Source organism: Paenibacillus ottowii (assembly GCF_050516475.1).
GTDB classification, from domain to species: Bacteria; Bacillota; Bacilli; order Paenibacillales; family Paenibacillaceae; genus Paenibacillus; species Paenibacillus ottowii.
The window spans coordinates 3,308,991-3,331,476 of sequence record NZ_CP191577.1; the positions used below are offsets into that span (position 1 = coordinate 3,308,991).

At 40.5% G+C, this 22,486-nt stretch carries 23 protein-coding genes; 8 read left to right on the top strand and 15 right to left on the bottom strand.

The features are described 5' to 3' along the window. The first annotated feature begins 224 nt into the window (after nt 1-224). Together ACQQ6X_RS15375 and ACQQ6X_RS15380 are read left to right on the top strand one after the other, a co-directional pair. Complete coding sequence (locus ACQQ6X_RS15375; RefSeq protein ID WP_305166046.1) at nt 225-1,313, top strand: GntR family transcriptional regulator; 1,089 nt, start codon at nt 225-227, stop codon at nt 1,311-1,313. 167 nt (nt 1,314-1,480) lie between these two features. Next, nucleotides 1,481-3,475 (top strand): serine hydrolase, encoded by a 1,995-nt coding sequence (locus tag ACQQ6X_RS15380; RefSeq protein WP_305166047.1) that lies wholly within the window; start codon nt 1,481-1,483, stop codon nt 3,473-3,475. Between the two features lie 689 nt (nt 3,476-4,164). Here ACQQ6X_RS15380 and ACQQ6X_RS15385 read toward each other — a convergent pair. Genes ACQQ6X_RS15385 through ACQQ6X_RS15430 form a run of 10 tightly spaced genes read right to left on the bottom strand, consistent with a single transcriptional unit; the run spans nt 4,165 to nt 12,931 of the window. Beyond that, the gene (locus ACQQ6X_RS15385; protein WP_305166048.1) at nt 4,165-5,064 is read right to left on the bottom strand and encodes a polysaccharide deacetylase family protein; all 900 of its coding nucleotides are present in this window, start codon (nt 5,062-5,064) and stop codon (nt 4,165-4,167) included. A 45-nt stretch (nt 5,065-5,109) separates the two neighbouring features. Next, nucleotides 5,110-5,712, bottom strand: coding sequence for an MBL fold metallo-hydrolase (locus ACQQ6X_RS15390; protein WP_305166142.1), 603 nt, complete (start codon nt 5,710-5,712; stop codon nt 5,110-5,112). A 43-nt stretch (nt 5,713-5,755) separates the two neighbouring features. Then, on the bottom strand, nt 5,756-6,829 hold the full coding sequence (locus tag ACQQ6X_RS15395) for a 3-oxoacyl-ACP synthase III family protein (RefSeq protein WP_305166049.1): 1,074 nt from the start codon (nt 6,827-6,829) through the stop codon (nt 5,756-5,758). After that, nucleotides 6,826-7,056, bottom strand: a complete 231-nt coding sequence (locus ACQQ6X_RS15400; protein WP_305166050.1) for an acyl carrier protein — start codon at nt 7,054-7,056, stop codon at nt 6,826-6,828. Before ACQQ6X_RS15400 ends, ACQQ6X_RS15395 begins: the two co-directional genes overlap by 4 nt. Continuing rightward, the gene (locus ACQQ6X_RS15405) at nt 7,049-7,855 is read right to left on the bottom strand and encodes a GNAT family N-acetyltransferase (RefSeq protein ID WP_305166051.1); all 807 of its coding nucleotides are present in this window, start codon (nt 7,853-7,855) and stop codon (nt 7,049-7,051) included. The genes ACQQ6X_RS15400 and ACQQ6X_RS15405 overlap by 8 nt, the downstream gene beginning before the upstream one ends. A 27-nt stretch (nt 7,856-7,882) precedes the next feature. Beyond that, nucleotides 7,883-9,421 (bottom strand): amino acid adenylation domain-containing protein, encoded by a 1,539-nt coding sequence (locus ACQQ6X_RS15410; protein WP_305166052.1) that lies wholly within the window; start codon nt 9,419-9,421, stop codon nt 7,883-7,885. A 57-nt stretch (nt 9,422-9,478) separates the two neighbouring features. Next, on the bottom strand, nt 9,479-10,339 hold the full coding sequence (locus ACQQ6X_RS15415; RefSeq protein WP_305166053.1) for an AAC(3) family N-acetyltransferase: 861 nt from the start codon (nt 10,337-10,339) through the stop codon (nt 9,479-9,481). Then, nucleotides 10,336-11,100 carry an SDR family NAD(P)-dependent oxidoreductase gene (locus ACQQ6X_RS15420; protein WP_305166054.1) on the bottom strand — a complete coding sequence of 255 codons (765 nt, stop codon included), beginning with the start codon at nt 11,098-11,100 and terminating at the stop codon, nt 10,336-10,338. The genes ACQQ6X_RS15415 and ACQQ6X_RS15420 overlap by 4 nt, the downstream gene beginning before the upstream one ends. Next, nucleotides 11,087-12,145 (bottom strand): 3-oxoacyl-ACP synthase III family protein, encoded by a 1,059-nt coding sequence (locus tag ACQQ6X_RS15425; RefSeq protein WP_305166055.1) that lies wholly within the window; start codon nt 12,143-12,145, stop codon nt 11,087-11,089. The genes ACQQ6X_RS15420 and ACQQ6X_RS15425 overlap by 14 nt, the downstream gene beginning before the upstream one ends. A 36-nt stretch (nt 12,146-12,181) precedes the next feature. Continuing rightward, nucleotides 12,182-12,931 carry an SDR family NAD(P)-dependent oxidoreductase gene (locus tag ACQQ6X_RS15430; protein ID WP_326401374.1) on the bottom strand — a complete coding sequence of 250 codons (750 nt, stop codon included), beginning with the start codon at nt 12,929-12,931 and terminating at the stop codon, nt 12,182-12,184. 394 nt (nt 12,932-13,325) lie between these two features. On the opposite strand from ACQQ6X_RS15430, the gene ACQQ6X_RS15435 reads away from it, so the two are divergent. From ACQQ6X_RS15435 to ACQQ6X_RS15445, 3 genes are all read left to right on the top strand, one after another. After that, a complete protein-coding gene (locus tag ACQQ6X_RS15435) occupies nt 13,326-13,544 on the top strand; it encodes an acyl carrier protein (protein WP_305166057.1) in 219 nt (72 codons plus the stop codon). Nucleotides 13,545-13,761: 217 nt separating this feature from the next. Then, the gene (locus ACQQ6X_RS15440; protein ID WP_305166058.1) at nt 13,762-14,844 is read left to right on the top strand and encodes a hypothetical protein; all 1,083 of its coding nucleotides are present in this window, start codon (nt 13,762-13,764) and stop codon (nt 14,842-14,844) included. Nucleotides 14,845-15,259: 415 nt separating this feature from the next. Then, nucleotides 15,260-15,640, top strand: a complete 381-nt coding sequence (locus ACQQ6X_RS15445) for a hypothetical protein (RefSeq protein ID WP_305166059.1) — start codon at nt 15,260-15,262, stop codon at nt 15,638-15,640. 67 nt (nt 15,641-15,707) lie between these two features. Here ACQQ6X_RS15445 and ACQQ6X_RS15450 read toward each other — a convergent pair whose 3' ends face one another. Next, the gene (locus ACQQ6X_RS15450) at nt 15,708-16,244 is read right to left on the bottom strand and encodes a hypothetical protein (RefSeq protein ID WP_305166060.1); all 537 of its coding nucleotides are present in this window, start codon (nt 16,242-16,244) and stop codon (nt 15,708-15,710) included. A gap of 595 nt (nt 16,245-16,839) precedes the next feature. Between ACQQ6X_RS15450 and ACQQ6X_RS15455 the strand changes: the two genes are divergently transcribed. Then, nucleotides 16,840-17,739 (top strand): alpha/beta hydrolase, encoded by a 900-nt coding sequence (locus tag ACQQ6X_RS15455; protein WP_305166061.1) that lies wholly within the window; start codon nt 16,840-16,842, stop codon nt 17,737-17,739. 364 nt (nt 17,740-18,103) lie between these two features. Here the strand turns inward: ACQQ6X_RS15455 and ACQQ6X_RS15460 are convergent, their stop codons facing one another. Beyond that, the gene (locus ACQQ6X_RS15460) at nt 18,104-18,664 is read right to left on the bottom strand and encodes a DUF4303 domain-containing protein (RefSeq protein ID WP_305166062.1); all 561 of its coding nucleotides are present in this window, start codon (nt 18,662-18,664) and stop codon (nt 18,104-18,106) included. A 241-nt stretch (nt 18,665-18,905) separates the two neighbouring features. Here ACQQ6X_RS15460 and ACQQ6X_RS15465 point away from each other — a divergent pair, with 241 nt between their 5' ends. Beyond that, entirely contained in the window at nt 18,906-19,598 is a 693-nt protein-coding gene (locus tag ACQQ6X_RS15465) for a YetF domain-containing protein (protein WP_305166063.1), read from the top strand. A gap of 129 nt (nt 19,599-19,727) precedes the next feature. Next, nucleotides 19,728-20,072 carry a winged helix-turn-helix transcriptional regulator gene (locus ACQQ6X_RS15470; RefSeq protein ID WP_305166064.1) on the top strand — a complete coding sequence of 115 codons (345 nt, stop codon included), beginning with the start codon at nt 19,728-19,730 and terminating at the stop codon, nt 20,070-20,072. A gap of 124 nt (nt 20,073-20,196) precedes the next feature. Here the strand turns inward: ACQQ6X_RS15470 and ACQQ6X_RS15475 are convergent, their stop codons facing one another. From ACQQ6X_RS15475 to ACQQ6X_RS15485, 3 genes are all read right to left on the bottom strand, one after another. Next, entirely contained in the window at nt 20,197-21,150 is a 954-nt protein-coding gene (locus ACQQ6X_RS15475) for an alpha/beta hydrolase (protein WP_305166065.1), read from the bottom strand. Between the two features lie 73 nt (nt 21,151-21,223). After that, nucleotides 21,224-21,862 carry a peroxiredoxin-like family protein gene (locus ACQQ6X_RS15480; protein WP_305166066.1) on the bottom strand — a complete coding sequence of 213 codons (639 nt, stop codon included), beginning with the start codon at nt 21,860-21,862 and terminating at the stop codon, nt 21,224-21,226. Nucleotides 21,863-21,880: 18 nt separating this feature from the next. Then, on the bottom strand, nt 21,881-22,312 hold the full coding sequence (locus ACQQ6X_RS15485; protein ID WP_305166067.1) for a MarR family winged helix-turn-helix transcriptional regulator: 432 nt from the start codon (nt 22,310-22,312) through the stop codon (nt 21,881-21,883). Nucleotides 22,313-22,486: the final 174 nt, after the last annotated feature.

Here is a 22,486-nt window from a genome sequence, read left to right on the forward strand (position 1 = left end):
TATTTACAGCCTTAGTATATTTTTTGTGCGTACATTTGTCAACAAAAAACCATAGTTATACTTACAAATACTTCAGAAAACCAGGTATTCTTCTATTTTCTTTTTAGTATTTATACATACAGGACAATAGATTATAATAAGCTCATATTTATGCTAAAATATGTACATACAAATATTGTGGATTCGTTAATTAGTATTAGAACAACTTGGAAAGAAGGATTAAAGTGAAACCAAAGTATCAGGTCATCCTTGAGGATATAAAAAGCAACATTCTCTCAGGGGCATACAGCGTAGGAGAACAAATTCCAACGGAATTCGCTTTGCAGGATAAGTATAAAGTTAGTCGCCAGACGGTTCGAAAGGCTATTTTGGAACTATCGAACGAGGGTTTTTTAAGGAGTGAAAAAGGATCTGGCACCTATGTCAGCAACCAATTTCGATCAAAAACCGGTGGGAATTCCAGTAATAAAACCATTGGAGTCATCACGACCTACATCTCTGATTACATCTTCCCCTCGATTATTCGCGGGATTGAAGCCAGATTAAATGAAGATAATTATTCATTACTATTAGCGAGTACCAATAATGATGTCGCACAGGAAAAGAAAGCCTTGGAGATGATGCTGTCCTTTGGTGTCGATGGTTTGATCATCGAGCCTACAAAAAGCAATCTATATAATCCCAATATCGCTTACTACCTGACATTTAAGGAACAGGATGTTCCATTCATTATGATTAATGCTTATTACGAAGAGTTGGAAGTTCCTTACTTCTGCCTCGATGACGTACAATCCAGCTATCTGGCAACCAAAGAATTGATCGCTAATGGACACACACAGATTGGCATTATTGCCAAAATGGACGATTTACAAGGAAAGTATCGGATGAAAGGCTATATCAAAGCACTCGGAGAAGCCAAATTACGTTTTCACCCAGAACAAGTGCTGTCATTCTATACAGAGACAAAGCAGGACCTGTCCACCAACTTGAAGAAATTCCTGACCGAACAAAGAGACGAGTTAACGGCAATTGTCTGCTATAACGACGAGGTCGGATTAGAAGTTGTACATGTATGCAGGCAGCTTGATATATCGGTTCCCGAAGATTTGTCTATTATTGGCCAAGACAATTCCTATATATCCAAAAATGCGAACATCAAACTCACGACATTGACACATCCACAGGAGCAAATGGGCCGCGATGCCGCCGATTGGGTTATTAAGAAACTGCAAGGGAAGAAGGATCTGAACAACCAAACCTATTATCAGCCCGTGTTAATTGAGGGAGAGACGGTAAAGAAGAAACTGAATTGAAGGGGTTCATAGCCCCTTTAAACCTAGTGCCTAATTGTCATATGACACTTTGGAGTGATTTGGTGTGGTGGGTGACGAAATGTAACTTGTTGGTATGACAAGTCCTTTGCCATACTCGGTTTTGCCGGACGCTATAAGGCAAAATACATTTCAAGGAGAAATCATTCATGGAAAAAATGATTTACACCATTCTCGCGGTTCTACTATTGTCTACTACGATAACTACCGCATGTATGGTACCAAACGGCGCGTCAGTTGCCGCACCCGTTAACGTACCAGTTGCATCTGAAAGGGCTAGCTTGGAGAGGCCGCGAGATGCCAAGGAACTAGAAGCTTTTGCAGATGGTGTTTTTGCGGACAAGATGAAGAAGTTTAATACCGTTGGTTCTAATTTTGTGGTCGTCGCAGGTGGGAAAGTGATGCTAAGCAAAGGTTACGGTTACGCCGACAAGGAGAAAAAAATTCCGGTTGATAAAAATACCGTTTTTCAAATCGGCTCTGTTACAAAGTCATTCACTGCATTGGCAGCTATGCAGTTGGTCGATAAGGGGAAAATGGATTTAAAACACGATATCCAAGAGTATTTAGGAGGAATAAAGGTTCCGAATAAAACAGGAAAAAAACTGACGATGTTTGATCTGCTTACATATTCAAGTGGATTTGACGAGCCCGATATTTCCATGGAAATGCGTCCAGAATACGCGGACAAATATTTTCCAATGAAAAAGTTCATTGCATCAAATATGCCAACTGTTGTCAGACCTCCAGGAGAAGCGTACACTTATGACAATTTTGGTTTCATGCTAGCGGGATATGCTGTAGCAAACGTAACGGGCATGTCGTATTCCAAATATATGGAAAATAATATTTTCAAACCGTTAGGCATGAATTCGACGAGTGTGCGGTTTACCCCCCAATTGTTAAGCAGAATGGCGGCTCACTATGGACCAACAGGCGAACTGATAGCCTTGGACGGGTTTAAACCAACGGAAAAACCTGAAGGCGGTATCGTTTCAACAGCAGATGACATGGCGAAGTATCTCATTATGCATCTGAACAAAGGCAAGTACAAAGGTAAAGAATTGGTGAGTCCAAAGAGTATAGAGCAAATGCACACATACCAATTATTCCCTGACAAGGAGTTCCCGGTTACAACAATTGGATTCGAAGGCTACTTCAAAGAGAAGATGAATAATCAGCATGTGATTCTAAAAGGTGGAAATGTTACAGGCCATTCTTCCTTGATTGTTATTCTGCCTGAGAAGAATACAGCACTGTACATGTCCTACAACAACGACTCCATGATGAGTCTTGAAGTGTATGAAGCATTTATGAATCATTATTATCCGAGAAAATCAGAAGTTCCAAAGTCAACCTACGTGACAATAAGTGAGCAGCAGGCCCAAGGCTACGTGGGATTATACCAAAATACGCGTTTTGCTGCCTTAAGGACGAAGGTTTCGTATTCGGACGGGAAATTAATAATGGAGACAGGAACATCAGGCAAACATATACTAAAAATGATCCACCCTTTATTATTTGAAGATGAATCAGGTAATAAATTAACGTTTAATAAAAATCAAGCAGGCCATATTGCATATTTGTATTACATGCAACTCCCAGACCTCGTTGCTTATGCGCAAAAAATAAACATTGATTCACCATTTTCTGATGTACCTGCGGATAGTAAATATATTTCATATATAAACGACCTTAATGCTTTGAAAGTCATGAGTGGAAAGTCAGCCAACCTCTTCGATCCAAAAGGAACGATGACTCAGGGAGAATTCTCAGAAGTGCTGCTGCGCGCCCATGGGTGGTATAAACAACCTTTCATGATTGAACCGAATAAAAAGCAGATGATGGCCGGACTACGTAATTATCAGCCTAATTCTCCTATCACTAGACAAATGGCGGCGGTAATGATCCAGAACCTGAAACAGGTTGAGCCTGGAATTAAGGTTAAATTGAGTGGCGAAACGGATGCTTGGGCAGTTAAAGCAGTCACAGCTCTTGTTTCCCAAGGTATCATGGACCCGAATACCAAGATCAATTTAGATGGCTCCATAGACTTCCGCTCCAAACAGCTTTTGAAGCGTCAAGAAGCCAGTGCCTTGTTGGATCAAGCATTTAATTACTATACGTTGCCAATCAATCACTAATTCACAAGATTAAATAGAAAAAGTAAAATAATACTCCTCATATACAAAAACGCTACCGACAACGGAACGTCAGTAGCGTTTTACATTTTTTCGGGCTCCTTGTAAATCCGATTTCGGAATGTTCAGGCTCTGCCACGCCATAATTAAATCAAAGGTGAGCTCGCAGGTGCCGATCATCCGAAGAATAATACTCTAAACCTTACCTTATATGTTACATTTTATGATGGTTATGGGTAAATTGAGTTAAATCAGGATGGCAACATGATCACACTGATGGCTCATGTACACTTTCATTACGATTTATTTTTGTTAAAGTAATCATCTAGAAAATGTAGTTTCCTAAACAACCAATAAGTTTTCCTCTAAATTTCAGACCAATTTTATATTTCGGCCATACCGCCTTATAGTAAGGGAGCAACTTCCCATTTGGATAATACCCCAGTATAGAATTGAGTTTTTCGGAACCTGCGGTTCGCCCCCCATCAATATCTGTTCAATAATCTGCCAGCTCCCCAGCTTGTTTCGCAACTGCGTGCAGCATACAGTGGTTTGCATTGGAGATCATATATTCGTGCTGAAGATACTTCATGGTGAAGGCGCACTCCCTTAACTTCTGATAGAGTTCCACGCGCTATAATGGTAAGTTTAAGGACCAGCTTGAACGGATGGCCCTTTCTCTGAACTTTAGTTTATAGGATATTCATATTCCCTAAGGGTGGGAGTTTGTTACAATCTATTCTATCCATCCAAAATCCTGGTTCACTCTTGATATTCCCTGGGATTGTAGAAAAAGCTCCTTTAAAGCCATTGTTAAGAAGTGTTGGGGTTAATTCTTCTTTCATTAATTCAAAATGATTACCTCCGCCAAAGGCAGGTGTATACCATTTAGGATTATTTCCGATGAGTTCATTCAATAGTATTTTACAGGGTTCAATTTCTGTATCATAAAAAAGCTGAGGATCACCAGTATAAGGAGAATGCTTATGACAATGGACTCCAATGGTCATGCCTTCGTGGCTCATCTTACGTATTTCGTCTCTGGTTAAATAAAAGTCTGTTATAAACTTGGATTTATCCGGGAATAACGAGAGGAAAAGACTCTCAAGAAAATGTCTGGCCTCAGTAGTAGATAGCCGAAAATTAAGCATGTATTTATTATACCTGCGAAGCTTTTTTTGCTCGTATGCATAAACTGAACTTTGTTCTTCTATCCCGTCAGTATCATAATTGCGTTTCAGCAACTCCCAAATTTCCTCATCCGATTTGAACGATAATACTGTGTGGACAAGATGCATTATAGGAATATTGCCCGAAAGAAGCGGACCTGACATGATTGTAAAATAAGCGGGCAGCCCTTTTTGTTTTAATATATCAAATGCATGAGTGTATTGGTCCTTTGTTCCATCATCAAAAGTAAGGATGCACCACGGTTTTGTTCTTACTTCATGAATTTGGTCTAACGATATAATCTCATGGGTTCTACTCAACTCATCAATTTGTTGGGCAAATTCAACAGGCCGCATAGGAACAATACCCTTCCAGCATTCCTGTTCTCGAACATAGTGATACATTACTGCAATGTTATTCATTTCCATTCATCCCTTTGGAAAGTTGTATTTCTATATTTATAATTACTAGATTGAGAATTCATGAATATAGCCCGCTGGCCCATGCCCTGGATATATTATAGAATCGTTAGGTAAAGATTTTAAAAACGGCAATGTAATCCCCAAATATTTACTTTTGCTTCCTCCAGGTAACCTTGTAATCGTTGGTTTTCCTTTGATTAGGCTATCGCCAGTAAATACAAACCTATCATTTATTAAAATACATACACTTCCTTCAGAGTGACCCGGCGAATGCATGATCTCAATTTTGTGGTTTTCCCAGTTAAAACACTTATAATCAGTGAAAGTCTCATCCGCTTTACAACTATATGGCTCAATATCTCCCCCTGATGCCCTAGTCTCGGGTGAGTGGAAAAATAAGAGTGTATCGAAATAGGCTGAAGCATTACGTTTTGGGTCCGGCAAATTTTGTGCACATTGATCTATAGCAATTAGCCTGCAGTTGAAATTCTCCCTCATCCAGTTAACCCCGGATATATGATCATAGTGTTCGTGTGTGAGTAATATGATTACGTCTTTAATGTTTCTATCCTTCAATAATCGTAATGCAACAGTATTCACGCAAGGGTCTATCATAAGGGCCTTATTATTACAAATTATTAGATACATTCTTGAGTCTAAAGGTTCAAATGAGAAACTATACAGATCACTATTAGTAATCTGATATAAGCATTTCACAAAAACTCATCTCCCCTAGCTCAATAGTCATTGCTCCCCAGGTTAAACCAGACCCAAATGCAGAAAAACAACATTTATACTTGTTGTCCACCACTAGTGGCCCGAGGTTATGTACAATACCTATGGGAATAGAAGCACCACTTGGATTTCCAAAGCTTTCAACAATATTCATCGGGACTTTCTCGTAGGGTACCTCTAGTTTCTCTGCAAGCTTTTTTAGCATAAATTTATTGGGCTGGTGAAATAAAAACCAGTCGATCTGATCTTTATCTTGATCAGCGAACTTTAGGGTCTCCTCGATTAAGGGTGGTACTTCCGTTTGGACAAATGTAAAAACTTCCGATCCATCCATCTTCAAGTTATCCAGACTACGCAAATTCCCATCCTGATCTGAATCCCTTACAATAGAAGTTTCAGATGAACTAGGCAATCGTGAGCCTCCTGCCGGGATGATTAGAGCTTCTCCTCGACTCCCATCATTATACATATTAAAATAGATATCTTTCGCATTCGCGTCATTCTCCACAACCGTAACTGCTGCAGCATCACCTATCAAGGGGTAACTATTTCTGTCCTTTCTTGACACCTTTTTGCTTAACGTATCTGCATTAAACAATACGACTTTTTTATCATCAAGATGCTCCAATAACATAAAGGATTGCATCAATCCATGTAGAAAACCTGCACATCCTTGACTGATATCTATGCAAATAACATCATGATTTAAATTGCACTCTCCGTGGATTATATTACTGACATGGGGAATATAATGGTCAGGAGTAGTCGTAACTACTATAATTGCACCTATTTCATTCTTATTGATCAACTTTTTTTCTAACAAGTAATTCAAACCAAAGACGCATAAATCTGAGCTTGCCGTAGTGCCCTTCACCACACGATGTTTTTCAAACCCCATGATCTTCTTTAGACGCATTGTCTGTTTTTCGGGGAAGTTATAATTGGAAACTTCGTCCTCAAATTTGATTTCAGTTTCTGGCAGTACACCTAGAATCCCCGTTATTTTCTTTTTCCGAAAAACGGTTTTCATACAGTCCCCCCATTTTTTTGTATCACTCTAGCGATGGCTTCAATACTGTCAAAATTTTCTGGAACAATATCGAGCGCATCAATTGTTACATTAAATTTCTCTTCCAGTTCAACTACCAAAGAAACAATATCAAATGAATCCAATAAGCCATCGGCTATAAAATCATTGCTCTGTTTATATTCAAATTCCGGATGCAATTCATTTAAAATCCCATAAATTTTATCCATGGTCTTCTCCTTTGAACATCATGATAGAATCAAACAGTCCGTCTGACGCAAAATGATATTTCTCATATTTATTGATAGCAAAAAGATTATTCGACTCCACCCATAACTGGCATGTCATATCTTCAGACAGCTGATTGAGCTGATGCGTTAGTAGGCGATCCGCTATCCCTTGTCCTCTAAAACGCTTGTCCACTACGAGCTGATACAGGTAAATTAGCTTCTCTCCTAATTTTTCAAAATAGGCGAGTCCTGCTATCTCATTTTTTTGAATTACCAGTGTAACCTCATTATTTTGTATTGCTTTTAACAGCTTTTTTCTATTCGGAAGATGAGAAATATATATATCAAATTCCAAATAAAGAAGGCGCATGATTTCATTCACTCTATCTTCTGTAGCTAACGTAACATGAGACACTTCTTTATTTCGGTTCTCTAGTCCGGAGCGTTTCATTCTAATCAGTGTGGAATACTTGTGAAAATTATAGAGTTCCAATTGATTTATTATAATCTCTGACTGCTTATCTCTTCCGATAATATCTGCAATAATTGGCTTTCCTTTGAAATTAAGCAATGTATTTTTGATTTGTTGAAGGGATGCGAGGTCAGTAGCATAAAAATATAATCGAACTAGTTGATCCTCTTCCACTAAAATAACGATTGCATTCTCTATCAACCTTACAGCGACATGATCCATTTCCAGCATAGCACTGAGTTGCGGCACCGTAAAAAAACAATTAGTTAAAAAACCTCTGCACTTACGGATTTCACTCATTTTTTTAAGCAATGTTTCAAGATGCATAACCGATACCAATTCCCTTTTATCTTTTTAAAACTCAACTGATGACATTAATTCTTTCAATTTCTGACGATCAATCTTCCCATTAGTGTTTCTCGGAAGTTGCTCAAACCTTTTATAAACATGCGGTATCATGTATTTCGGTAGTACAGTTCCTATATGGCTTCTGAAATCGGCAACCGTTATCTCTTGATCGGATTCATAGTAGAACGTAAGCTCTTTTTTGTCAGGGCTATATACCACACATCCGTTTTCCACTAATTTCAATATGTTAATAATCACATGTTCAATTTCACCAAGTTCAATTCGATATCCGGAATGCTTAATAATAGAGTCCTTTCGTCCCTTAAAAATGAATTCGCCTCTATCATTTACTAAAGCGATATCCCCAGTTCGATAGATGATTTCAGGATAAGAATGATTTAACGGATTTTGAACGAAAGCCGCTGCCGTTTTTTCCGGATTATTGTAGTAACCCATAGCTAAGGATGACCCTCTAACACACAATTCTCCTTCTTCATTCACACCGCACAGCTTATCTTCTTCATTTAGAATAAAAACATCGGTATTCTTACAAGCAACCCCAATGGGAATCGGTTCATCATCGGATAATTCTCTATCCACAATATAATAAGTGCAATCCAGTGTGATCTCTATAGGCCCGTACAAGTTGATGAATCTTGCTTGTTTTAAATGCCTCCGCCAATAATTGAATTGTTTTGTAGGAAATACTTCACCTGCAAACCATATAGATTTTAAAGATGGCAATGAAATTCTGGACAAAAGATCCATGTTTGCAATATTAACCATGATTGTGGGTACCCAAAAAATATACGTTGCCTTATTTTCCTGTAGTAATTGTAGCAGGCGAGCCGGGAATGCCGATAATCCGTCAGGCAAAATCAGGATTGTACTTCCAAGTGCCATTAGCATGCATAATTCAAAACTGTAAATATCAAAAACACTTGGAGACAAACTGCCGATGACCTCGCCATCGCTAATTCCGGTTGTATGGGTCGCCCACTCCGTAAAGTCGATAAAGCTTCTGTGATTCAATATCACGCCCTTCGGCACGCCCGTTGATCCGGAAGTATTAATAATGCACAGCGGATCGGTATCAATGATTTTCCCCGATATATGATCAAGCATTTCCTGAGAATAAGCTTCGTTTCTAAGGTCAAGCTCGTCCAAATTCAGTATCTTTTCGCTGGGACAAATCCCCTCGAGCTTAGGCATAAACTTGTGATTGGTTATAATCAATTCCGGTTCAATTAATTCAATAATATTGCTGATTCTTTGAACTGGTGTTTTTGAATCTAGGTTCATATATGCATTTCCGCAAAATATAATAGCTATATCCGCTACAACTGATTCAATCTGCTTGTCCAATAATACGGCAACCGGTTTGCGAATAATTCCGTTGATCTTCCGGTTTATGATACTACTTAATTTTTTCGCATCCTCTGTTAAATCAAGAAAGGAAATACTTCGGCCCCCATCAATAACAGCAGTTCTATCCGGAACCCTTTCGGATGTGATCTTTAGGTAATCTAATAAGTTCGTACGCAAAATATGGGCTCCTTTCTTTAAAAAGGTAAATACTCTTCATTAGGGAGAGGCGTATTACTAGCAAGAAATAATTCTTTCCCCATTTTTACCTTTTGTGTATTCATGCACTAGATCTTCTGCTGTAAAAGGTTGCTCTAAAAAGTAATGGATATCATTTTCTATTTTTTTTCTAATCTCTCGATAAGCGTCCTTTTCAGAAATACAAGTAATAGGCTTGTTACCCATGTGAGTCTTTTGCAACAAGCCATTTTCTAATAAATAATCCTCAAAATAATACGAACATGCTGGCTTAACACCGGCACACCCCGCATATAACTTGTATTCATCCTCAAATCTGTTTCCTTCTTCATCTATTATTGCTCCACTAAAAGACATATCAAAACGATAAGGAACTCTCATTATATCTTCTACATAATGAATGTAAGTAAAGCATTCACCTATTTCCGCACCAAAAAAGAGAAACTTCACATTCTCCTGTTGATGTAAAATATCATAAGCACTGTTTATTCCGAGTGAATTTTTACCGATATGGTCAAACAGATTTGCCTTATCCCCAGCAGAAATCATAGATAGAATAGGATCTATAGATCGGACAACACCCGGCTGATTCCTGATATATTCATTTAATGCTCCCATAAATGTTCGGCTATTTTTCACATCATATATCTCTTTGTTGCAGAAACTAAAAGTAAACGCAGGAAATACCAATGTTCCAACGTTTAATTCTTGCAATATTTCGTATAAACATCCCAAATATTGCTTTCTCTTCAACCCCGGATTTATAATGCCAAATGCAACGTCTGTATGTACAAATAAAACATCACATTCATGAGCTCCTACTTCTTTCAACTTGTTTAGTATATCCTCCCCGGTATACCACACTTCGTTATGGTCTTTAAAAAGTTTTATATTCTTCACAGAAATCCTCCATCCGCATACATATTTCTTCCTGTAATGAATCTAGCCATATCGCTCAGTAAAAATGCGCATACGCTTGCAATATCATCAGGCTCGCCCACACCAAGCAAGGATTTTTCTATAACATTATTTAAGTGTTCCTCATTAGCATATTCTTTAAGTGTTTCTTGTACCATTTCCGTCATAATATTGCCTGCAAGAATTCCATTGATTCGAATTCCCTTTTTAACCAACTCAAATGCCAAGCTTGTTACAGCAACATTCATTGCTGCCTTTGAAGCAATATATCCCGTCTCATATGCACGCGGTTGTACAGATAATATTGAAGATATACAGACTATGCTGCCTCCACTTGAATATTTCTTTTTTGCATATTGTCTAACGAGCTCTATAAAAGGGAAAAAGTTAGCTTCCATTACTTCAGATAGGCGTTTTTTACTTAGACTTTGTAAAGGCATTACATACGGAATCCCTGCACAGTGCACCATTCCATTCAGCTTTATTCCATCTTGAACCACTTGGTCGAAAATGTGGCTCAATTCTTCTTCTTTTGCTAAGTCTGCAGCAAGAATCTGATGATTTTCCCCAGTTAGTTGCAACATTGTTTCATTTAATCGTTCTTCATTGCGGCCATTCAAAATGATTTGAGCACCCAGCTTCGATAAGTAAATTGCCGTTGCTTTTCCAATCCCTGATGATGCACCGGTAACAAGTATCTTCCTCTCCCGAAAATCAAGAGGATTAAAATTACTGTTCTCCACAATAGGCCTCCTCAAAATATTGATCAGTATAAATCATAGGGAGTATGTCCTTGGTTTTAATTTCAAAAGACACCACACCCCAAGAAAGCCCAATCCCGAATCCGGATGCTATTAATTTCAGCTCATCAGCAACAGCCTCTCTGCTGCATAAATCAACAATAGTCATCGGAATACTTGCACCATTTGTATTACCATATCTGTCAATTGAAATTGGCAACTTCGATTGATCGACCTTTAATTTTTTTCGAATATGGTTCACCATAAATAAATTGGCTTGATGTAAAACACAGTAATCATAATCATCCAAAGACCCGTCAAATGTCTTGAAAAACTCCTTAAATGCCTTGGGCACTTCTGTAATTGTAAATTCAAAAACTGCTGCCCCATCCATTTCAGGCTTTGTTATTTCCCAATATGATTCATTATCCTTAAGCGGCCTTCTAGTATTTCCTCCTGGTATGATTAAAGATGTGTATCCTTCACCATTTGACTTTAATAGGGAGCGGACAGTTGTGTTACCTCTTTCAAGAAGAGTGGCAGACCCTGCATCTCCAAACAACATCTCATCCTTGATATTGGTTTCCTTGTTTTTTCTTAAAATATCACCTGTGAGTAAAAGAACACGATTTGCAGCGCCGCTTTGTATAAGGCTTGAAGACAAAAACATTCCATATACGTATCCAGAGCAGCCTAAGTTGACATCAAAGGACAAACAATTTTGAGACAATCCAAGGCGTTTATGCAAAATATGGGAAGTAGCAGGTTGGATATAGTCTGGAGTTTGTGATATAAAAATAATCGCATCTATACTATCTGCAGAATATCCCTTGTGTGCTAAAAGATTTTTTGCAGCCTCATAGCATAAATCTGAAGTGGTTTGTCTCTCGTGAGCTACATACTTTTGTACAACTCCAGTATTTTTAATAAACTTTTTAACTTCCTCTTCACCTAATACTTCTGCATAATTGTTATTATCCATCATTTTAGTTGGAACAGCACAAGCAATTCCACTTACTAAGATATTATTAAACATTGCGCTTGGCATTGTAGACTTTTCTCCTTTTCACCATATAGTGGGGTTCTACCCAAGTCGACCTGCATCAAAATAAAGGCTTCTTCCTGTAATAAATTTAGCCATATCACTTAGCAAAAATGCTATTGCCCCAGCCACATCATCCGAACGAATCAAACCAAGTATTTGTGGGCCTGCCAACTGATTCAAATCATCGTCTGCCATGACGTTCTCCGGCCTAACCACACCAGGAAAAATGGTATTTATTCTGATGTTTTTTTTAACTAGCTCAAAAGATAAGGATTGTGTTGCAGCATTCATAGCTGATTTGGATGCAGAATATATAGTCTGACATGCTTCAGGTTGAAGACTGGCGATTGAGGATACTGCAACGATATTTCCATCATTCGAATATTTCTTTTTTGCAAACTGTCGTATCATCTCTATATAAGAATAAAAATTAATATCCATGATTGCCCGTATTTTTTCACGGGTTAATTGTGGTAAAGGTATTATAGGCATTACACCTGCACTATAAACTAATCCATTCAGTTTGACACCATCAGATACAGCCTGCTCAAAAATATTGCTAACATCGTCAAGTTCAGTCAAATCAGAAGAAATCAGAGTGTGATTCGTTCCATTCAGAAGTTCTTTTGTTTGGTATAGCCCTTCCCTATTTCTACCATGCAAAACAAGAGATGCACCCAAATTGGAAAGATACATTGCTGTTGTCTTTCCAATTCCAGAAGATGCTCCGGTAACAAGAATTTTTTGGTTAGAGAAATCAATCGGATTTAACATAATTGCTTTTTCCAAACATGATGGGTTGTGTGGAACACTTTTAAATTCCTTTTTCTTATCTTCTCATTCATTTCACTAACCTCCAAATACTATTTAAATCACTTCTAATTTCCAATACTGGCTCATGCCTCAGTATACACGGACCCGTTCTTCCCAACCAGCACTTCCATTAGTCTGATAATTCTATGTGTACTGTCTTTTTTATCATTATTCAGGAAATCCAATAGACTACAGAAAAATAATGTACAGTCAAAAAAAATCATATCAAGTAAATAATATATATAATATATATCGATATGAGCCCTTAAAATTGTTAATATGAAGGCACAGATAAGTATTATATTATTTATTATAGTTGCCGATAAAGAAGTATGTAGAAAAAGCCTAAAGTACTTAGGAGGAAATTATTATGGATTTGAAAACAAAATTAGAACTTTTAGAGGACATGTTAGAAGCTGACCAAGGTTCATTGGAGATAACAACATCGCTAGATACATTACCGGACTGGGATTCAGTTGCAGCTATTTCTCTAATTGCTCTTGTTGATGAACACTTTGATAAAAGAATAACTGGAGCTATGATTAAGGAATTTAAAACGGTACAGGATATTATAAATATCATGGAATAAGAGCAATTAACCCTTGAGAACTTAAGCAGTTAATAGATGTTGATTATAGGTGGATTTTCTTTTAATGGAAGATCCACTCTTTATTATTTTATAACTAAGCCAGAAGCAGCATACGAATGATTTTCCGCCTAAAAGTAGAACTACTTAAAATTTACGCAAGGGATGTAATTGGATTATGGAGATACGGCTATTTAGAAAAGATGAGACTGATCTATACATGAAGTCAATTGATGAAATATGGAAGAAGGGTCACATTCTTAGTCGAGATAAGGCTCTAGTTGATTTCATGTTCTATAACAATCCTATGCATGAAAAGTATATTGGGAAGGAAAATTATGGGGCAATAGGGGTTTGGGAAAATGATAAAATTATTGGGTTAGGGGGTCTAATGCTATATGAATTTAACTTTAACGGGACAACAGAGTTAGCATGTAACGTAACCAATTCTATTGTATTAGAGGAATATAGGAATTCCTTGGCGGGTTTACTATTATTTGAAAAACCATTTGATCTATATCCTTTTTTCTGTAGTTTTGGAATAGGTCTAAGTAACTTCTCAATGCGTCTTTCGCCACCTACTATCTCAAAAGGTATTGTAACCCAACCTATACATAAACTAAACCGGATAGTTGGTATTTTTAACAAGAAAAGAACAGCTGAGGTTCTGCTAGAAGACAATGAGAACTATTTGAGAAATTACAATATGGTTTGCAAGGCCCCACAATATGGAGAGAAGACCGTTAATCGGGAGTTGGATGAAAATAAATGGAACAGATTCTACTACACAGATATCGCTACTAAGACGATTAGTGTCTCGCGCAACTACGAGTTCCTTAATTGGAGATATTTAACTCATCCAATCTTTAACTATTTAGTGTATACCGTCCAGGATAAAATGGGGAATTATGAAGGATTATTAGTCGCACGGGTTGAGAACATAGTCAATAACACTGCCAAAATCCTACGCATTGTTGAATTTATTTCCAAAAATCAAGATGCTTCCATTGCACTTGCTAATAAACTTGTAGAAATCGGAACTGAAGCAGCTGTTCTTTTTGCTGATTTTTATTGCACGACTGATATGTTTAATTTTGGGCTGGAATCGGTTGGTTTTAAGAAGGAATTCACTTCAGATGATGATAAGATCGTCTTACCATCCAGATTTCAACCTGTGGACTTATCCGTTGTCAATTTAAACGCACTCATATCTTTCCACGGAAAGAGAATAAAAAACTTAAACCTTTTAAATAACAATATATATTTTACTAAAGGTGATTCAGACCAGGACAGACCTAACTAATATGTATTGCATATATTAGAAATCAAAACCACCGGTTCGAAGGGGTGGTTTTTTTCTGCGCCTGAAAGCCTCTGTCAGGCAATTCCTTTACACTTTCTGCTTTTATAACACTGTTTTAAATGAGCATGTCGATTAAATATCATATTAGTAGGATTGATTTGTCGGCGGTAGTTTCGCCCATTACCTTGTTATTCATTTAATTCACCACTTATTTCATTCCAAATCAACGACGTAATTATATTACCAAAGGTTTGAATTAAGACTTCTATCGTTTCCATCGAGGCAATAGAACTCCAATTCTGCTAGAAACTATGCTCTCTTATTATTGTATATGGTACACTCGTGCTAATTCCATTAACTAAACTCCTAAAACGATAGATCATCTTTTAACCAACATATAGTGAGGGGGAAAATATTGAAAAGTCACTTAAGAAATATCACGGTCGACGGTTATGCATTCGTTTATTGGTATACAGGCGGGTCCCGCTTCATCTTAAACTTATCTCCGAAAGAGAATAAAAACATCAAAATCACGTTAATTTTCAAGGCAGACCCTCCTGAAGAAGAGCCTCACACTCTTTGGTCCTTTTATGACATTTCAGCACAAAATAATGGAATGGACACTGTCATCCATCTGGGTAAACCCAAGCATATCGCTGAAATCATCTCTTACTTGATGGCAAATCGACCAAAGCTTTGGGTCCAGGGAAAACCTCAAGTTCTGGATTATGCTTGGGAATTACTAAAAGAAATGGGCTATTCCAAGTTCAATCCAATTTGGATTAGACAGTGGTAGTCATAATGGTTTGTGGGCTAGCCCCCTTCGACTACTCAAAAGGGGCTTAAAATCCGCAGGTATACGATTATTCGTTATTCGGCGTGGCCGGACTGGCCTGGGGCATCAAGCCTTTAACGGCGCCGATAAACGGGCGAATGGACTTGATCATACCGTAGCCCATCCTCACAACGGGGACAACTTTCTGGATCATGCCGAACAGCCGCAGGCCGCCGCTGAGCATACCGCCAAGCCCTCCTGCTCCCGCAGTGGCACCGCCAAGCCCGCCCAGGCCGCCGAACAACGAGCCCATCATCGGCAGGAATGCAGATATTTTGGCGTCCGGCTTGCGAGAGCGCGAACGACTAGACGGTTTACGTGCACCGCTTTTCCGATTGTCCAGACGGGCGCTCGGGGCATGCGAACTGGCTCTGCGTTTGAGAGATCGGGAGTCTTGCTTCCTGGAAGGAGCACGTGGGGGAACTCCAGCATTGGCAAGTACCAGCCCGCCGCGATTAACGTCGGTGATGTAGCCAACGTAAGTCTCTCCGCTGTGCAGGGTGACACAGACCGGGCGGCCTTGAAACTTCTTAGCCCGTGCACGCATCTTTTTCGATTGTGGCATTGAAGTTCACCTCGCTCACTGATTATAATTCAGTTTACGCCAGGGGCGGGCTGCCTGCTTGTGCGAATGGGGCATACGTACGTCGAAAATCGCTTGATGGGCTCGTCGTCATCGGGGCTTTACCTGATAACAGCACCTTATCCAGACATACAATGCAATATTGAATTGTCAACAGAAAACTGGACAACTATTATGAGGGAATCTTTGTGGCCTACACCGGCACGAGGTATCCCAGTGTACTATGGATACGCTGATGTTCGAACCGTTGACATAATCACTAGTTGCCAAGCTAACTGCTTTCTACTCTCAGATGTAGATAGCTGACTATTCAATCCACAAATTACGATTTACATAATATGAAAATTTCGGTAACCTATATTTGTATACGATTATATTAATAGCTGAGCATTGCTTTGATTCTTGAGCATGGGTGCTGCGGGTAGGGGGAGGGGAAGGTCACTCAGTTTAGAAAGCGGTTACAAATTGATAGTAGCAAGGAGAATAGCTTCTGAGAGAGTAACAGAACAGAGTGAATCAGCGTTCACTCCAAACTAGCAAGGCCAATAGAATTCACAAATCAAGGAGGAAAAGTACAATGAAGAAAGCCTTAACTCGCATTTTAAGTCTGGCTTTGGTGACTACGTTGCTGGTGCCGACAATGTCCTATGCTGCATCCGAAACACAAGATCAAGATCAGAGCAATTCTGCTGTCGCAGCCGCCAGCGGATCCGTAATTCCGGCTCCGCGGGGATATGATGCTTACCGCCAAAATATCCCGCACGGAAACGTGCAGCAGATTTCCTACTATTCCACAACAGTAGGCAAGTCTAGGAACGCGATGGTGTATACGCCTCCGGGCTATACACCTTCGAATACCTATAACGTCCTCTACTTGCTGCATGGTATTGGTGGGGATCAGAATGAATGGCTCAATGGTATGAATGCGAGAAATATCCTCGACAACCTCTACTCCGAGAACAAACTGGAGCCAATGATTGTGGTATTCCCGAACGGCCGCGCAATGAAAGATGATCGTCCGATAGGCGATATTTATGCTCCGGACAAGGTAGCCGCCTTCGAAAGGTTTGAGTTCGATCTGATCAATGACCTTATTCCTTACATCGATTCCCATTATCCGGTGTATAAAGATCGGCAGCATCGCGCGCTGGCAGGCTTATCGATGGGAGGCGGACAAACGCTGAACTTCGGATTAACCCATCTGGATAAATTCTCTTGGATTGGTGCGTTCTCATCCGCTCCTAATACGAAGTCGGCATCGCAGCTCATCACCAATCCGTCTCAGGTTGCCAGCCAACTGAAACTGCTGTGGCTGTCATGCGGCTCTTCGGACAATTTACTGGGGGTCAGTCAAAATTTCCATAATAGCTTGAACACCATGAATATCCCTCACATGTGGTATCTGGATGTGGGCGGACATGAAGGGAAAGTTTGGAGCAGCGGGCTGTATCAATTTTCGCAACGTATCTTTAAGTAAATAAAACTATAGCGATTGCGCGTTTCTTACGTAGCATTAAGCCCATGGGATTGTACAATAAGTCCCTAAAATGAAAGCTGGACAAAAAACGTGAGTTTTCTGTCCAGCTTTTTTGCGTATCTATTTTGCAGGAATACAGCGAACTAATATAGCTCAGCATTTTTCTTGAAAGAGATAACTTATGCCTTTCTCTTAACAGGAATCCAAACAGCATCTTACAACTCCCCTCGAGAAACTTAATGAGGTGCATTTCAAGGCTACGCTAGGAACTCTGTAAAGTTGCATGAATCCGCATAGACCTGGTGCTCCACGTCATAACCGCCTATCAGGCCTTTTTCTTCGGATTTCTTAAATGCGAATACCCCTACTCCGCTGCTTCCGCCAGCCATGCTTGCATAGCCGGAGACTCTGCCCGATTCAAACGCAGGGCGATTTGGGTGTTGGTCTCATCTGGCGGCATGACCTCGACTAGGACGCATATAGACTCTCGTGGTTGATTCAAGGCAAACACGCCTTCATCATCGAGTAATTTCATCGCCAGTTCCATGGCCTTCAGCCTCAAATCATATTCACGATTCCATTCGTCTACCTCAAGCTCCGCAATGGAAGGGCGTTCCATAAACAGTTGTTTAACATTATCGAAGTCCTCATCTCTAAAACAACAATAGGGTGAATCGGCATAGGACCATTTGATGAGTTCCGCAATCGTTGATCCCGACGTGTCGCTTTCGTCTCCTTGCCTGGCGGCTTCCCTCTCCAAGGCCTCCCATGACCAGGCGGAGATGCTTGGCGCATGTCCCTCTCCAGTAGTAAATAGCGTGCAGTAATAGTAACGTTCGCCATTCTCAAAAAGAGCGCGAAAGGACGTCCTAGCCACATCGGCAATCTCTGCCGCCAACGCCTCTATCTCTTGCGTCCATTTCATGACTATCGCCCCCTAGCCCTATAAAATATACATCTTACTCCCATTATAAAGAATGTCCATCCTAAATCCACCTACTCCTTACCTCCTGAACCCTGGAAATTTGCGTGATTCACTGCCTCGTTATACTGCAAAAGACGACCTTCCAGCCGTTCATATTCATTAGATTCTTTTTCCTTTACAAGTATAGGAGATAGGGACGAAGGCCAATCTAAAACTATCTGTTATGCAAGGAGCTTAGCACATGACGTATGGAGAAATTCTACTTCGTACAGCAACGTCCTTTGTTGCTCTACTCGTTTTAACGCGTCTGCTCGGTAAAAAACAAGTTGGACATCTAACGTTTTTCAATTATGTAACAGGGATTACCTTCGGCTCCACCACTGCCGAGATTATCGTCAACAGACACATCACGCTGCTGCAAGGAATATCTAGCTTGGTCTTATGGTCATTTTTGGCGTTCATCATCGCATTGATCGGATTGCGCTCCGTCAAAGCTCGTGAGATTCTCGACGGCCAGCCTACGATTCTCATCAAGAAAGGAAGAATAATGGAAAAGGCGTTGGCTAAACAGCACCTCAACATCGATGATTTAAGCATGTTACTTCGGAACAAGGATATCTTTTCACCCGAAGAAGTGGAATTTGCAATTCTGGAACCTGACGGCAAACTCAGTGTGTTAAGAAAAGAAGAACTACTGCCTGCAACGAAAAAAGATATAAAAGCAACCCTTACGCCTATGCAAAGAATCCCGACGGAGCTTATTGTTGATGGAAAAATCGTAGAAAAAAATCTTATAAAAATGGATGTCTCCGTCGCCTGGCTTAACCAACAATTAAAGAAAGCCAGCATTCATTCTTTAGACCAAGTATTCTACGCAGAGCTCCAATTGGACGGGACGCTGTATATCGACAAATACCAGGATTCGACCCCATAAAAGGATATCCGGTATCAACTACCTGAGTTCAACCCAACCTTCAACAACCTTAAAGGTGTCCCCATCCAATCAAAAAAAGGAGGGGCTTTTACACTGCAACCATAAACCCCTTCTCTAGGTACCACATGCATGTTATCTCGTAAAATCAGCTTCGAAGCATTACTATTTTGGGAGTTCGAGAACAGTGCCAACCTTTATCATCTGCTTCAAGGTAAACCATTGCGGTTCAATGAGCTTAGAAGATTGCTGCCCGATATCACTCAACGGATGCTCACACTCCATCTGCGTGAATTGGAGGAGGAAGAGATCATTAAACGAGTCTATCCGCAAATCCCGCCGAAAGTCGAATACTTCATCACGGAATACGGCATAAGCCTGTCTCCGATTTTAGAAACCTTACATCAATGGGGAGTGGCCCATATTGAGCGAAAGCAGCTCATAAAGAAGGAAAATGAACAAACAGAAACGGACTAGCGTTCGACATTACGCTAGTCCGTTTCATTTTGCACCGAGTCACGCCCATAGTGAGGATTTGCATCTTTGCTCAGTGTTGGGAGACATCAGAGAAGTGTACGTATGGGTTGTTTTTCCCCTACTATTATTGAAATCCGTCCATCAGCCAAGTGCTGGCTAATGCAATTGCACCGCGGGCAGCTAACGTATCCGCCAAAGCATTCAGCATGACGAAATCATGAATGATTCCTTGATAACGCACCGTCGTGACGTCCACACCAGCCTCCCGAAGCTTATTCCCATAGGCCTCGCCTTCATCTCGAAGAACATCGGCTTCAGCCGTGATGATGAGTGCTGGAGGGAGATCGCGAAGCTGGTCGTTGGAGGCTTTCAGAGGAGAGGTATAGATTTCATTCAGCTCTTCCGGTTTGTTGATATACTGTTCCCAGAACCAAGCCATCCCGTCACGGCGCAGGAAGTATCCTTCAGCGAATTCATGATACGAGTCCGTATCCATCCCGGCATCTGTAACCGGGTAGAACAGCAGCTGTCGTTGGATCTCGGGGCCTTTTCTTTCCTTAGCGATCAACGTAATGGCCGCTGTCATATTGCCTCCGACGCTATCACCCCCGATGGAGATGTGATCTGAATTCAGGCCATAATCCTTGCCGGAGGAAGCGATCCATTGCAGTGCAGCATAGATCTCTTCAAGGGCTGTCGGATATTTGGCTTCGGGAGACAAGCTATAATTGGGAAATACGATGGCGGATCCGCTTCTGACCGCTAGCTCGCGAATCAACCGGTCGTGGGTATGGGCATTACCGAACACCCATCCCGCGCCGTGAATGTACAAAACCGTTTTAAGCAATTGTCCGGCCGTGTTCTTCGGACGCAGGATCCGAACGGACACTTGACCGCTTGGTCCGCCTGGGATGTTGAGCTCCTCTATATCTACATCCGGTTTCTTGACATCTCCCGATTGGACTTCGTCTACCGTAACTCTTCCCTTCTCTGGCCCAAGATGGAATAAGTAGGGCGGATTCGCAGTATCCTCAACGAATTGTTGTGCAGCAGGCTCAAGAATAATCTTTTTAGTCATGTGTATCATTCTCCTCTATCGTTATATATATTTTATAAAATTAAATTTTGCAAAACCATTTTGGGTAAAAAAATTACAATTTGCGCAGCTCCCAGAGAATATCCTCTGGCTCCATCCTCTTTGTAAAGTCAGGATTCACGTATGTAGAGCGGATAAAGGAGTATTCGTCAATCATGAACGTTCCCGTCACCGGAAGCAGCCAATGATCCGTCCCATTGTACTCGTGAAGATCAATACTATGGCTTAAATACATGCTCTTCAGATAGTCGGGCACTTCATACAACACGTTATATTTGGTGGCAACGATTCCCTTAGGGTCGCTAAGAACCTTAAAGGACAGTTCTGCTTTCTCTTGATCAGACAGCGTATAATCCGGCAATTGCGGACTGACTGCGATAAGCTGAGCGCCTAGCGCCTGAATTTCGGGGAGAATCTCCTGGTAAGCTCTTAGTTGTCGATTGCAGTAAGGGCACCAGCCTCCTCTGTAAAAGGTAAGGACAACAGGACCTTTCGCCAATTCGTCGGCCAAATTGATTTGGTTTCCAAGTGAATCTGGCAATTCAAAGTCCTTGGCTTTTGCCCCGACTGGTAGTCCTGTCGCCTTGCCTTCCTCTTGAAGTTGCTGGATGACACGTTGGTGTATAGCCTGCACTTCAAACGGGTTTGCTGCAGTGACCTTCTCTAACGCTGAAGTTAAGGTCGTTGTTGGCATGGTCACACCTCCAATGAATTATTTGCCGCTGGTCTGAATGACTTTGTCCGCTAATACTTTGATGGATTTGTTTAGTTCCGACACTTCCTGGGTGGACATGCCACTGGCTGATAAGAGCGCGGATGGAATACAATCGGCTTCTCCCTTAAGGGCCAACCCTTTCTCTGTGAGCAAGACCAAGACGACCCTCTCATCTTCCGTCGATCGTACTCTCCGGATCAGTTCGTTCGCTTCCAGCCGTTTCAGCAGCGGCGTCAAGGTGCCTGAATCAAGGTCTAACTGTTCTCCTAGTTCTTTGACCGTCCGCCCGTCACTTTCCCAGAGGGATAGCAACACAAGATACTGAGGATAAGTAATTCCCATCTGTTCCAATAGCGGTCGATACAACCGAGAAATGGCTCGGGAGCAAGCATATAAGGAAAAGCAAAGGTGTTCGTTAAGTTGCAGCATGTGAGGTCAACCCCTAATTAATATTGTGCACAATTTAATTATACAAAATGTTTTTAAACTGTCAACCACTTATTTTTGATCTGAGGGATCTATTCAGCATTCAACTTGGGCTGTTGAGGACCCCAATCAATTTTGACAAATAAAGTGAGAGAGTGGTAGATTCTTTTTAAACTA